At 63.4% G+C, this 13,297-nt stretch carries 14 protein-coding genes and 1 tRNA gene; 4 read left to right on the top strand and 11 right to left on the bottom strand.

Annotation, left to right across the window (positions count from 1 at the left end):
• Positions 1-2 precede the first annotated feature (2 nt).
• From cgtA to rplU, 3 genes are all read right to left on the bottom strand, one after another.
• Positions 3-1,115, bottom strand: a complete 1,113-nt coding sequence (gene cgtA / locus Q9246_RS05525) for an Obg family GTPase CgtA (RefSeq protein ID WP_306396056.1) — start codon at positions 1,113-1,115, stop codon at positions 3-5.
• A gap of 107 nt (positions 1,116-1,222) precedes the next feature.
• Positions 1,223-1,495, bottom strand: a complete 273-nt coding sequence (gene rpmA, locus Q9246_RS05520; protein WP_005668438.1) for a 50S ribosomal protein L27 — start codon at positions 1,493-1,495, stop codon at positions 1,223-1,225.
• 41 nt (positions 1,496-1,536) lie between these two features.
• The gene (gene rplU, locus Q9246_RS05515; protein ID WP_005668436.1) at positions 1,537-1,848 is read right to left on the bottom strand and encodes a 50S ribosomal protein L21; all 312 of its coding nucleotides are present in this window, start codon (positions 1,846-1,848) and stop codon (positions 1,537-1,539) included.
• 286 nt (positions 1,849-2,134) lie between these two features.
• Between rplU and ispB the strand changes: the two genes are divergently transcribed.
• The 4 genes from ispB (at position 2,135) to Q9246_RS05500 (ending at position 4,647) form a co-directional block, all read left to right on the top strand.
• Positions 2,135-3,124, top strand: a complete 990-nt coding sequence (gene ispB / locus Q9246_RS05510) for an octaprenyl diphosphate synthase (protein ID WP_306396049.1) — start codon at positions 2,135-2,137, stop codon at positions 3,122-3,124.
• Positions 3,125-3,178: 54 nt separating this feature from the next.
• A tRNA-Pro gene (locus Q9246_RS05505) sits at positions 3,179-3,255 on the top strand.
• A 661-nt stretch (positions 3,256-3,916) separates the two neighbouring features.
• Entirely contained in the window at positions 3,917-4,315 is a 399-nt protein-coding gene (locus Q9246_RS26500) for a BPSL0067 family protein (RefSeq protein WP_422802380.1), read from the top strand.
• Positions 4,234-4,647, top strand: coding sequence for a hypothetical protein (locus Q9246_RS05500; RefSeq protein ID WP_306396048.1), 414 nt, complete (start codon positions 4,234-4,236; stop codon positions 4,645-4,647). The genes Q9246_RS26500 and Q9246_RS05500 overlap by 82 nt, the downstream gene beginning before the upstream one ends.
• A 115-nt stretch (positions 4,648-4,762) precedes the next feature.
• Here the strand turns inward: Q9246_RS05500 and Q9246_RS05495 are convergent, their stop codons facing one another.
• The 8 genes from Q9246_RS05495 to hpaH form a co-directional block, all read right to left on the bottom strand.
• Entirely contained in the window at positions 4,763-5,401 is a 639-nt protein-coding gene (locus Q9246_RS05495) for an NAD(P)H-dependent oxidoreductase (protein ID WP_306396046.1), read from the bottom strand.
• Between the two features lie 255 nt (positions 5,402-5,656).
• Positions 5,657-6,691, bottom strand: coding sequence for a porin (locus tag Q9246_RS05490; RefSeq protein ID WP_306396045.1), 1,035 nt, complete (start codon positions 6,689-6,691; stop codon positions 5,657-5,659).
• Positions 6,692-7,000: 309 nt separating this feature from the next.
• Positions 7,001-8,005, bottom strand: coding sequence for an ornithine cyclodeaminase family protein (locus Q9246_RS05485; RefSeq protein ID WP_306396043.1), 1,005 nt, complete (start codon positions 8,003-8,005; stop codon positions 7,001-7,003).
• Between the two features lie 116 nt (positions 8,006-8,121).
• Positions 8,122-9,066, bottom strand: a complete 945-nt coding sequence (locus tag Q9246_RS05480) for a LysR family transcriptional regulator (protein ID WP_306396042.1) — start codon at positions 9,064-9,066, stop codon at positions 8,122-8,124.
• A 65-nt stretch (positions 9,067-9,131) separates the two neighbouring features.
• The gene (locus Q9246_RS05475) at positions 9,132-10,115 is read right to left on the bottom strand and encodes a Bug family tripartite tricarboxylate transporter substrate binding protein (protein WP_306396040.1); all 984 of its coding nucleotides are present in this window, start codon (positions 10,113-10,115) and stop codon (positions 9,132-9,134) included.
• A 64-nt stretch (positions 10,116-10,179) separates the two neighbouring features.
• Entirely contained in the window at positions 10,180-11,649 is a 1,470-nt protein-coding gene (locus Q9246_RS05470; RefSeq protein WP_306396039.1) for an NAD-dependent succinate-semialdehyde dehydrogenase, read from the bottom strand.
• Positions 11,650-11,669: 20 nt separating this feature from the next.
• A complete protein-coding gene (gene hpaI, locus Q9246_RS05465; RefSeq protein WP_306396038.1) occupies positions 11,670-12,482 on the bottom strand; it encodes a 4-hydroxy-2-oxoheptanedioate aldolase in 813 nt (270 codons plus the stop codon).
• Entirely contained in the window at positions 12,479-13,282 is an 804-nt protein-coding gene (hpaH, locus tag Q9246_RS05460; RefSeq protein ID WP_306396036.1) for a 2-oxo-hept-4-ene-1,7-dioate hydratase, read from the bottom strand. Before hpaH ends, hpaI begins: the two co-directional genes overlap by 4 nt.
• Positions 13,283-13,297 lie beyond the last annotated feature (15 nt).

The following is a 13,297-nucleotide window of genomic DNA, read 5'->3' as shown; positions in this document are numbered from 1 at the left end:
GTTCAGTCTTCGATGATCTTGAAGCGTGGATCGTCGGGATCGATCGACGAGATGCCGCGCGCTTCCTCGGTCATCGAGGTTTCTTCGGCACGCTGCTCGGAGTGGCGCTTTTCTTCGAGGTGCAGGTAGATCGCATTGATCAGGTCCTGGCAGCCTTCGCGGTTCAGGGCCGAGATCTCGAACACGGGACCTTTCCAGGCCAGGCGCTTGATGACGTCCTTGACGCGCTTCTTGCGCTCGGCATCGTCGAGCACGTCGAGCTTGTTCAGCACCAGCCAGCGCGGCTTGTTGAGCAGCTCTTCGTCGTACTTTTCGAGCTCCTTGATCAGGGCCTTGGCTTCCTTGACCGGATCGACCTTCTCGTCGAACGACGACAGGTCGACGATGTGCAGCAGCAGGCCGGTACGGGCCAGGTGGCGTAGGAACTGGTGGCCAAGGCCGGCGCCTTCGGAAGCGCCTTCGATCAGGCCGGGGATATCGGCGATCACGAAGCTCTTTTCGTGCGACACGCGCACCACGCCCAGGTTCGGGTGCAGGGTGGTGAACGGATAGTCGGCGATCTTCGGCTTGGCGTTCGACACGGCCGTGATGAAGGTGGACTTGCCGGCATTCGGCATGCCCAGCAAGCCGACATCGGCCAGCACCTTCAGTTCGAGGCGCAGGGTACGACGCTCTCCGTCTTTACCCTCGGTCTTCTGGCGCGGCGCGCGGTTGGTCGAGGTCTTGAAGTGAATATTGCCCCAACCACCCTCGCCGCCCTTGGCCAACAGTTCGGTCTGGCCATGCTCGGTCAGGTCGGCGATGATTTCGCCGTTGTTGTCATCGATGATCAGCGTGCCGACCGGCATGCGGATGGTGATGTCTTCGGCGCCCTTGCCATAGCAATCGGAGCCGCGGCCCGGTTCGCCATTCTTGCCGGTATGGACTTTCGAGTAACGGAAGTCGACCAGGGTATTCACATTGCGGTCGGCAACCACAAAGATCGAGCTGCCCTTGCCGCCGTCGCCGCCGTCAGGACCGCCGAATGGGCGGAACTTCTCGCGGCGGAACGAGGCGCACCCGTTGCCGCCGTCGCCAGCGATGACTTCAATTCTTGCTTCGTCAATAAACTTCATGATTGTGACCGCTAAAAAACTAAAAAGGCCCTACCGTGGGCAGAGCCTTTCGATGGAAGGCTTGCGCCTTGCAAAGAAGCGCCGTCGATGACGGCGCGAGTGCGTTATTACGCTGCGACTGCTTCGTTGGCAACGACGGTCACGAACTGCTTCGAGCCCACGCCTTGCTTGACGAACTTGACGGTACCGTCGACCAGCGCGAACAGGGTGTGATCCTTGCCCGTGCCGACGTTGGCGCCAGCGCGCACTGGGGTGCCGCGTTGACGGATGATGATGCCGCCGGCGTTGATTGCCTGGCCGCCGTAGACTTTCACGCCAAGGCGTTTGCTTTCTGAGTCACGGCCGTTGCGGGTAGTACCGCCGCCTTTTTTGTGTGCCATTGTATTACTCCTTGATGACTATGCTGGGAACCGGACGGCGATTAGCCGTTGATCGAAACGATCTGGATTTCGGTGAAGTTCTGGCGATGGCCCTGACGCTTCTGGTAGTGCTTACGACGGCGCATCTTGAAGATACGGACCTTGTCGTGACGACCATGCGAAACCACTTTCACCAGCACCGTTGCACCTTCGACCAGCGGAGCACCAAACTTGATGCTGTCGCCCGCGCCAACGGCGAGGACCTGATCGATCGTGAGTTCGGAACCAATGTCAGCCGGTATCTGTTCTACTTTAAGTTTTTCACCAGCGACAACTTTGTATTGCTTGCCACCGGTTTTTATGACCGCGTACATGATTTGAAACCTCATCAAATGTTAAAAGAATCCGCCAGCAACAGGACCCCGCGCAGAAGCGCTGGACTGTTCGTAAGCCGGGGAACAGGGGATTATACATAACTTGCCGCGCTGCGTCAAAAGCGCTCAGCGATTTCTTCCCTGCGTGGCATGCTGTCAACGTCGCCCGGCCGGCAACACGGCGTTCCCGGGCGGGCTCTACCCTACTGGCAGCACGGATATCCCTTGCATACCGTATAATCGCGGCACTCTTATAGTTAACCCACCACGTCTTCGCAGGTCAGCCTTGTCAGCCGCCACTCAACACGCCCAACAGAACACCATCGTCCAATCGATCGCGCCCGACATGGAGGCCGTCAACACGGTGATCCGCCAGCGGCTGCATTCGGACGTCACCCTGGTGAACCAGATCGCCGAGTACATCATCAGCGCGGGCGGCAAGCGCATCCGTCCGGTACTGGTGCTGCTGCTGGCCAATGCCTACGGCTACCGCGGCACGGCCCACCACGAGCTGGCCGCCGTGGTCGAGTTCATCCACACCGCGACCCTGCTGCACGACGACGTGGTCGACGAATCCTCGATGCGCCGCGGCCGCCAGACCGCCAACGCCCTGTTCGGCAATGCCGCTTCGGTGCTGGTGGGCGACTTCCTGTACTCGCGCTCGTTTCAGATGATGGTCGGCCTGGACAATATGCGCGTGATGCAGATCCTGTCCGATGCCACCAATGTGATCGCCGAAGGCGAGGTGCTGCAACTGCTGAACATGCACGATCCGGACGTGACCGAAGCGGCCTACCTGCTGGTGATCCGCTCCAAGACCGCCAAGCTGTTCGAAGCGGCGGCCGAACTCGGCGCGCTGGTGGCCGGCGCCAACGACGCGCAGATCGCGGCGGCTGGCGAATACGGCCGCTCGCTGGGCACGGCTTTCCAGCTGATCGACGACGTGCTCGACTACGCGGGCGACGCGGCCGAGATCGGCAAGAACCTGGGCGACGACCTGCGCGAGGGTAAACCTACCCTGCCGCTGATCTGGTTGATGGAACATGGCACGCCAGAACAACGCGAGCTGGTGCGCAACTGCATCGAGCAGGGCGACGAGCAGCAGTTCGATGCGGTGCTGGCGGCGGTGACGTCGAGCGGAGCGCTGGATTACACGCGTCGGCAGGCGGAACAGGCGGCTGAACGCGCCACGGCGGCGATCGCGGATTTGCCTGACAGCGTCTATAAAAACAGCCTGCTCCAGCTCTGCGGTTTCGCTGTTGACAGGAACCATTAAGAGAAATTATATTAATGCCTTCCCGGGGTGACCTGTAAAGACACCCCGAACCGTCGGGGTGTAGCTTAGCCCGGTAGAGCGCTACGTTCGGGACGTAGAGGCCGGAGGTTCGAATCCTCTCACCCCGACCACAGAATTCAAAAAGCTAGACTAGGCGTTGCCAGTCTGGCTTTTTTTACGCCTGTCTTCAAGTAAAAGTTATCATAATATTACCTGTACGTGAGCAATATTGTCTATGCACTTTTCCCGGCGGCTATCTGCGCAAAAAGGCGGGCGTGACTAGGAAGTCCGGAGGCGGATCTGACCATTGGACGCTGCTTCAGTTGTATCCGCCAGTTCATGTCCAGCTCGTGTCTCAATGTCAAATCTGACGCTGTCAGCGGCATCACAAGCACTCACTACCGCGTCCGTTTGGCGCGCCCCGCTAAGGGTTTCAGCTCGACAGGCTTAGCGAGGCGATTCACGACGCGAAAACTCTCATAAGCCAGGCTCGTACCATCGAAGGGCTGACGACGCCCCGAGCGTCGTCAGCCCGGCTTTCGGTGGCCGGACTGTGCTGGATCAACATGCTGGCATGCTTGACGTGCAAGGCCCTGGCCTGTTGATCGTTCCCAATCTCTGGGCCCGTCAACGATGGAGGATGGACATTCCATTACTTTCCGAGGCGAGATCACGGCAAACGACGCTTACCTGAAAATTCACGGCAATACGTCGGGTGGCTGGGACTTTGTTGCCAACAAAATCGCAGCTTAGTGTATGCGGTCGACTATTTAAGAAGGAGACCTTGGCGAGCTGCTCGCGAAGTTTCATGGGCGCTTCGCCGGCAGAGATCAAGAGTGCGCGGCGCTTGTCCAATCGGTTACGTCAATCGGCCACACATCGCGATGGCAGCCCGGGCCGAGGGTGGTAGATCAAACATTCATTAAGCCGGGGACGGTCATTGCGAACTTCAAGTTCGAGAATGGACGTGCGCGCTATCCGAATCAAAGCGGCTGGCACGTGGCGATTTTCAGCAACTTTGGAAATCGGCGTCCGGGTGGTGGCTACACGCACTTTTGGATCGTCGACCAGTGGCGGGGCAAGACCGTCGGGCGAAGAAGGAAACAGGCATGGACACCCGAAGAGATCAAGCGGAACAACATCCGGCCGGTAAACGACGCCGAGCAGTATTACATCGTCAACGTGCCATGAAAGCGGTCTTATTGATCCTTTTCGGGATAAGCGTCAGCTCTTCGGCGGCAGAAGTAGTGGAGTGCCCGAAGAAGTTGGACGGCAAGCGGCTCATCAGCATTGGGGCATTCTTCGACAAGGAAACCGAAATCCAAGGCGATCGCTTCGATGTGCGTGGCGGCTATCGCATCGAGCTGCCATTGAACGTCGCGTGGCTCGTCTGCGAATATGGCGCGATAAGTGGGCCTCAACGCTGGATTCAAGTGAAGCCCCCAGCCAATGTGAAGCGCTGCACAATTCGGGTTCGCGAAGTGGAGAGCAAGCTTCAAGATGTCAAGTTGACTTGCGAATAGTGCGCGGGGTGGCGACTTGCCCACGGACCGCGGCGCCGGTCCATAGACCATGGGCGCTGGGCGGTGGTCAAGTCGCTACCCTTGACGTTGGATTTCGGCTTCCTCGGGATTTCGCCTACGCCAATTCAGTGACGAACTGCGAAAACGGACGACGCACTTTCTTCAAGTCGACCAGCCAATCGCCCTCATCCGCCCGATAGCCAACAGGCAAGAGGATCACCGAACGCAATCCACGTTCGCGCAGCTTCAGGATCTCGTCGACCTTTGCAGGATCGAACCCTTCCATCGGCGTGGCATCCACCTTTTGCTCTGCGGCTGCAATCAGCGCGCTGCCGAGGCCGATGTAAGCCTGGCGCGCGGCGTGTTCAAAATTGGTCTGGGCGTCGCGTTGCGGGTACGTCGATAGCAACTGCTGGCGGTAGGCTTCCCAACCTTCGTTTCTCAAGCCGCGCTCGGCGTTCACCAGATCGAACATCGCATTGATGCGCTCGGCCGTATAGGTATCCCACGCGGCAAAAACGAGCAGATGCGAACTCTCCGTCACCTGGGCCTGGTTCCAGGCATGCGCCCTGATCTGTTCACGCAGAGCATCGTTCGTCACCACGAACATCTCGTACTGTTGCAATCCACTGGAACTGGCCGTCAGGCGCACCGCCTCGAGAATGCGGTCGATCTTCTCTTTGGCGACCTTCTTGGAAGGATTCATTTTTTTGGTGGCATAACGCCACTGCAGGGTTTGCAGGAGATCGGACATGCAAATTTCTTTCTATGTGAGTGAATGACGCGCCATGATGCCCGACCCGGCAGTTTTTTGCCGGGCAAGGCTTCATTTGCCGGCAGGAGCACGTCATTTCACGGTCCGATACGCGCCCACATCGGCAACTGGACCAAGTTCGCCGGTTCACGCAATTGCCGGTTCTCGCATTCGCGCGCCTCGGCACTGAACATCAGCCGATACAGATTCGGATTCATGGCCCGAAGCGAGCGCTCGGTCCCGCCCTTCCGGTGTTCAGAACAAATGCCGCACCCCAAAGTTGTACGCCTTATCCCCACTCCCCTGGCTCGACGCGTTACCAACCGTATAGAACCGCGCCGCTCCCGCCGGCGCATCGTTCTTGATCCGCGCGATCGAGGTGTACAAATCGGTCCGCTTGGACAACCGATGCGACAAGCCGATCGCAAGCTGGCGCGCATCGCCGGCATGGATGCTGCGATCGTTCTTGTCGGTGTACGACGTCATGATGGTATTCGCGCCCAGCCGCACGGTCAGGCCGACCATGACATCGCGCGTATCGGTGCCCGGAATCGCCCGCCCATTGACAATCACCAGCCCCTTGCTCGACTGCACGGCCAGGTGTGCCTTCACCGTGCTGAAATCGATGGTCCCGCCAACGATCGCACTACGTCCGCTATCGCTGTTATTGGCGTTGTTGTTCCGATGGTAGCCGCCGCGAATATCGAAGCGGCCAAGCTTGTAGCCGAGCATGGCGCCCATATTGCGATTGGCGCTGCTGTCGATCGCCGACTCGCCGAATCCGTAGGCGACTTCCGCGACCAGCCCGCCGACGCCGGCGGCCGCCAGCTTGACCGTGTTATTCATGCGGATGCCGCCTTCGGACAGCATATTGTTGCCCGAGCCTGCCATGCTGACGCCGCCGAACGGGTCGAGCGCATTGATGGTATTGAAGATCGGCGTGTACTGGCGCCCGAGCGTCACCGAGCCGAGGCCTTTCTTCGTCAGGCCGACGTGTGCCTGGCGTCCGAACGTCGTGCCTCCCTGGGCCGAGGCGCCAGTGTCGATATTGATGCCCATTTCAAGGACGAAGTTCGCCGAGACGCCGTTGCCTAGATCCTCGGCGCCGCGGAAACCAAGGCGCGAGCCGCCGGCGATGCCGCTGCCGACCTGGGTCACGCTGCCCGCGGCGCCACCGCTTTCACGCACGATGCCGGCATCCATCAAGCCATAGACAGTCACATTCGATTGCGCTGCCGCGCTGCTGGCCAGGATCGCCCCGCCCACCAGTACGAGAAATTTCTTGCTCATGAAGTCTCCATTATTTTTCTAAGTGTCGTCCGGCGCTATGCTTGCTGCCGGTACTGGCTTGTGACAGAGTGGCTGCCAACCGCAGCGCACGACCGCTCACCCGCCTGATGCAGTGTGTAGACAGTCCATATCGCCAACAAGAGGTGGGGTGGAACAGCAGTTGTTCCCGTCAAGAACAGCACCACGCGAGCAGCATGCGCAGGCGGCCCTGCCCGATCAAAAGAAGAAAACAGCGATCGGCCGGGCATGAAGCCGGCCCATCGCGCAGCATGGAGGAGGCATTACAGGCAGGCGCAGCGAATGCGCCCGTCAGTGCGTGTCGGTCCAGCGGATAGGCGCTTTCGCGATCAGGGGAATCGGCTTGCCGATATTGGCCGCGCGTGCGCGCTGGTAGGCCAGGCCGGCGACGGTCAGGTCGGAGACACCCATCCCCATCGACTTGAACAGGGTCACATCGCAATCCGGCCCAGGCTTCTCGCCATTCGCGATGATCGCTCCCAACGGCCGCACGCGGTCCCAGTCTCCCGCCCCTTCGCCACCATCGAAATAGTCGATCAATTCGCGCGATGCCTTGCGTGCATTGGGCACGTCGTCGACGCCGATGAAGCCGACGCGCGCGAACACGCCCTGCTCGATCTCGGCGCTGTGGGGCAGGATGGCGCCCACCGCGTTCAGGTGCGCGCCGCGCGCCAGCATCGAGGCCTTGAGAAACGGCGTGCGCGCGCGGGTGCAGGTGGTCACGATCGGCGCACCGTCGGTGGCCTCTTCGAGCGTCGCCGCTTCGACCACCTCGATGTCGAATTGCCCGGCCACCTCGCGGCAGAAGGCCTGGCGTTTCTCGGGCGTCGGGCTCCAGACCCGCAGGCGCTGCAGGCGCTGCACCAGGTGCACCGCCGCGACCTGGGCCAGTGCCTGGCGACCGGTGCCGATCATGGCCATCTCGCGCACATCGGGACCGGCCATCCAGCGCGTTCCCAGCCCGGTCATGGCCGAGGTGCGCATCTGGCCCAGGCAGTTCGCCTCCATCATCGCCAGCAGGCGGCCTTCGTGGGCGTCGAACAGCACGAACACGGCCTTGGCCCCGTTCGGCGTATTGATCCAGTTCTTGTAGCCGCAGATGCTTGACCCCAGCATGACCGAACCGAGCGAATGCAGCGACGATTTATCGTGAAAATTGGCCAGCGCCTTCGGGATGTTCTGTGCGGTGCCGGCGCCCAGTTCGCGTACGCCGGCTTCGAGCACGCCGATCGTGTCCTCCAGGGTGACCATCGATGCGACATCTTCTTCGCTCAACCAGATTGCGGTTTGACTCATTCAGTGCTCCCCTGTTATTTGAACCGGCAGTGTGAACCGCGCGGTCATGGCCGACAAGGTCGCGGCCGGAACAGCAGCTGTTCCAGTCCAGATCAACGCCGCCGCGCGGTCGGCCCTCAGCGCATCCCGGCGAAGCAGGATTTCAGGAATTCGACCGCGGCCTGCAGCTTGGCCGAGGTGCCGCTGCGTTGCAGCAGCACGGCGTAGATCGCCCGGTTGTCCGGCAGGTAGTCGCTCAGCACCTCGACCAGCGTTCCCGAGCGCAGGTCCTCTTCGAGCATCCAGCGTGGTCCCATCATGATGCCCAGTCCGGCGCGGCAAACGATCAGCCCGGCCTGGCCGTTGTCGGTCGCCAGGCTGCCCTTCACGTGCACATGCCCGATCTCGGCGCCGCGCTTGACCGGCCAGCGGGTATTCAGGGCCGAACCGCGCGTGATCAGGCAATTGTGGTCCATGAGATCTTCTGGCACCTGGGGCACGCCGTGCTGGCGCAGATACTCGGGCGACGCGCAGAACGCCCGCCGGTACGGCGCCAGCTTGATCGCCACCAGCCCTGGATCGATCACGTCGGCGATCCGCACCGCGACATCGATGCGCGCCTTGTACAGGTCGAGCTTCTCCATCGAGAAATTCACGTCCAGCGACAGCAGCGGGTTCTCGCGCATGAACTGCGCCAGGCGCGGCGCGATTACCGCCAGGCCCAGCATCGCAGGCGCCGTCAGGCACAGGTGGCCGCTCGCCTTGTCCTGGATCGACGACATTTCTTCCGCCGCGCGGTCGAGTTCGAGCAAGGCGCGCATCGCGTATTCATACAGCTTCTGGCCGGCCTCGGTGACGACCAGGCGCCGCGTGTTGCGGTTGAACAGCCGCTGCCCGGCCTTGGCCTCGAGCGCCGCCACGCGCTTGCTCACCATCGCCGGCGTGGCGTCCATCCGGCGCGCCACTTCCGAGAAATTGCCGATTTCGACGGTGCGTACGAAGATGCGCAGTGTCGTCAAGTCTTCGAAAATATTCCTGTCCTGCGCCGAGGTTTCCATGAATTGCGCCATCGCCTTGCTCATCGCCTGCTTCCTTCCCGCCCCGTCATGATTCGAGCATCAATTCTGCCAGAGACGGGACAGCGATCCTAGTCGATCCGGGCGCCGGATTTCTCCACCGCCTTCTGCCACATGCGCAGTTCCTTGTCGACGTAGGCCGCGAGTTCTTCAGGCGTGCCGGGCATCGGCTCGGCGCCGCGCTCGATCAGGGTCTTGCGCAGCTCGGGGTCCGCCAGTGCCTTGTGGATGGCGTCGTTGAGCCGGTCGACGATGGCGCGCGGCGTGCCTTTCGGCGCATAGATGGCATCCCAGGCGACGACGTCGAAGCCCGTCAGGCCCGACTCGGCGATGGTCGGCACGTCCGGATGGCTGGCCAGCCGTTTCGACGACGATACCGCCAGTCCGCGCACGCGGCCGGTCCGCGCATGCGGCGCCGTATTCGGCATCACGTCGAGCATGATGTCGATCCGTCCGCCCATCAGGTCGGTGAGCGCCTGCGCCCCGCCGCGAAACGGGATGTGGCGGATATCGAGGCCCGACATCTGCTTGAGGATTTCCATCGCCAGGTGCGAGGTCGTGCCGTTGCCGGCCGAACCGAAGGTGTATTTGCCCGGATTGGCCTTGGCCAGTTCCATCAGTTCGCGCACCGACCTGGCCGGGAAGTCCTTGCGCACCACCAGCATCGCCGCGATATGGGTCAGCTTGCTCACCGGCTCGAAGTCCTTCTGCGGATCGTAGCCGGTACGCTTGTACAGCCATTTGTTGATGCCATGCGTGCCGTTGGTGCCGTACAGCAGGGTGTAGCCGTCGGCCGGGCTCTTGGCGACCACCTGGGCGCCCATATTGCCGCCGGCGCCGGGCCGGTTGTCGACCACGATGGGCTGGCCCAGTTCCTTGGCGGCGCGCTGCATCACCAGGCGCGCCAGGGTGTCGCCGCCGCCGCCGGGCGGGAACGGCACGACCAGGCGGATCGCCTGGTCCGGATAGGCCTGGGCCATGGCGCCCAGTGGGGTGGCCAGCACGGCGCCTGCTGCGAGTGCGGCGAGGAAGCCGCGACGGGTCGGGAAAGTCATGTGTGTCTCCTGTGTGATGTGTCTTGTCGACGGGCCCGGTCTGCGCCGGGCGCCGCCACACGGTTCAAATACTCATGCAGATATATTTCAGTTCCTGGTAATCCTCGATGCCGTAGTGCGATCCCTCGCGTCCCAGCCCCGACTGCTTGACGCCGCCGAACGGCGCGACCTCGGTCGAGATCAGGCCCGTGTTGACGCCGACGATGCCGTATTCGAGCCCCTCGGCCACGCGCCAGGCGCGGCCCAGGTCGCGCCCATAGAAGTACGACGCCAACCCGAATTCGGTGTCGTTGGCCATGGCGATCGCCTCGGCCTCGTCCCTGAAGCGGAACAGGGCGGCGACCGGGCCGAAGGTTTCCTCGCGCGCGACCAGCATGGCCGGGGTGGCGCCGGTGAGCACCGCCGGCACGACGAAATTGGCGCCGGCGGCATGGCGAGTGCCGCCCCAGGCCAGTGTCGCCCCGTGGGCCAGCGCATCGTCGATATGCTCGAGCACCTTGTCCACCGCCTTGGCGTCGATCAGCGGCCCGATCGTGCTGCCCTGCTCCATGCCGTCCGCCACCTTCAGGGCCTTGACGCGCTCCACCAGGCGGCGCGCGAACTCGTCGTACACGCCGTCCTGCACCAGCAGCCGGTTGGCGCAGACGCAGGTCTGGCCGGCGTTGCGGAACTTGGACAGCAGCGCGCCCTCCACCGCCGCGTCGAGGTCGGCGTCGTCGAACACGATGAATGGCGCGTTGCCGCCCAACTCCATCGAGGTCTTCTTGACCGTGTCGGCGCACTGGCGCAGCAGCACCTTGCCGATCTCGGTCGAACCGGTAAAACTCAGCTTGCGCACCAGCGGATTGGCGCTCAATTCGCCGCCGATCTTGCCGGCGCTGCCGGTGACCACGTTGAATACGCCGGGCGGCACGCCGGCGCGCTCGGCCAGCACCGCCAGCGCGAAGGCAGAATACGGGGTGGCCGAGGCGGGCTTGAGCACCATGGTGCAGCCCGCCGCCAGCGCCGGGCCGGCCTTGCGCGTGACCATCGCGCTCGGAAAATTCCAGGGCGTGATCGCGGCGCACACGCCGATCGGCTCCCTGGTGACGACGATGCGCTTGTCGGCCTGGTGGCCCGGGATCACGTCGCCGTAACTACGCTTGGCTTCCTCGCCGAACCATTCCAGGAACGATGCGGCATACAGGATTTCGCCGCGCGCTTCGGCCAGCGGCTTGCCCTGCTCCAGCGTCATCAACAGCGCCAGGTCTTCCTGGTTGGCCAGCATGAGTTCATACCAGCGGCGCAGGATCGCGCCGCGCTGCTGCGCCGTCCTGGCGCGCCAGGCTGGCCAGGCGGCGTGCGCGGCCTCGATCGCGCGCCGGGTCTCGGCCACGCCCATCGACGGCGCGGTGCCGAGCGCGGCGCCGGTCGCCGGGTTGTTCACGGCCAGCGTGGCGCCATTGTCGGCCTCGCACCAGAGGCCGCCGACCAGGCAGGCCTGGCGGAACAGGTCGGGGTCTTGCAGCGCGGGCGCTGCAGGGTTTGTCTGCATGGAGATTCCTGTCATGGGGACTAATAGACCGACGGCCCGGTCGGATTCGCAGCAGGCGCCGCGGCCTCGCCCTTGAAGCGCTGCGCCAGCGCCTGCGCGCTCTTGACCAGCAGCGATGTATCCACGCCGACCGCGGTGAAGGTCGTGCCCAGTTCGATGTAGCGGCGCGCCAGCGCTTCGTCGGCGATCAGGATGCCGGCGGCCTTGCCGCAGGCAGTGATGCGGGCAATGCCGTCTTCGACCGCGCGCCGCACGTCCGGATGGCCCGGCTCGCCCAGGTGGCCCATGTCGGCCGCCAGGTCCGATGGCCCGATGAACACGCCGTCCACGCCGTCGACCGCGCAGATCGCCTCGATCTGCGCCATCGCCGCCGCGGTCTCGACCTGCACCAGCACGCACACCTGGTCATTGGCGCGGCGTAGATAGTCGGGCGTGCGGTTCCATTGCGAGGCGCGCGCCAGCGCCGCGCCGACGCCGCGCACGCCCTGGGGCGGATAGCGGGTCGCGGCCACCGCCAGCGCCGCCTGGTTGGCGTTCTGCACCATCGGCACCAGCAACGTGTTGGCGCCGATATCGAGCAGGCGCTTGATCTCGACCGGGTCGTTCCAGGCGCTGCGCACCACCGGGTGCACCGGGTACGGCGCCAGCGCCTGCAATTGGGCCAGGATGGTGTCGAGCGTATTCGGCGCGTGCTCGGCGTCGATCAGCAGCCAGTCGAAGCCGGCGCCGCCGATCATCTCGGCCGTGTAGGGGCTGCACATGCCGAGCCAGAGTCCGATCTGCGACTGGCGCGCGGCGAGCGCGTGCTTGAAAGTGTTGTGCATGCGGTTCATCCGAAATGGCAGGACACGGCGCCCAGCGGACCGTAGTCGACGAACAGCGTATCGCCCTTTTTGGCGAACACCGGGCGCGTAAACGAGCCGCCCAGGATCACCTGGTCTTTTTCCAGCGCGACGCCATAGCCGGCCAGCCGGTTGGCCAGCCACACGACGCCATTCGCCGGGTGGTTCAGCACGCCGGCGGCGACGCCGGTTTCCTCGATCACCGCGTTCTGCGACAGGATGGCGGACACCCAGCGCAGGTCGACCTCGCCGACCCGCACCGGGCGGCCGCCCAGCACGACGCCGGCATTGGCCGCGTTGTCGGCGATGGTGTCGAACACCTTGCGCGTGCGTCCCGTGTCGGGGTCGACCATGTGCGAGCGCGAATCGATGATCTCGAGCGCCGGCGTTACGTAGCGCACCGCATCGAGCACGTCGAACAGGGTCACGTTGGGGCCTTCCAGGCGGCGGTCCATGATGAAGGCCAGTTCGACCTCGACCCGGGGCGCGATGAAGCGGTCGGTCGGGATGGTGTCGCCATCGCGGAAGAACATATCGGCGAGCAGCGCGCCGGAATCGGGTTCGGTGATGCCCACCGCCTGCTGCATCGCGCGCGAGGTCAGGCCGATCTTGTGGCCCTTGAGCGCATTGCCGCCGTCGATCTTCTTTTGCACCCAGGCCCTCTGGATGGCATAGGCGTCGTCGATGGTGATGTCGGGATGGCGCAGCGAAATCTGCCGGATCGGGGTGCGGCTGGTCTCGGCCTCGAGGAACTCCGCGGCCAGTTGTTCGATGATGGAAGGTGAAAGCAAGATGATCTCCGGGTG

The organism is Telluria beijingensis (assembly GCF_030770395.1).
Classification (GTDB): Bacteria; Pseudomonadota; Gammaproteobacteria; order Burkholderiales; family Burkholderiaceae_D; genus Telluria; species Telluria beijingensis.
Note: the sequence above shows the minus strand (reverse complement) of the source record. Positions and strands in the feature narration are given on the sequence as shown.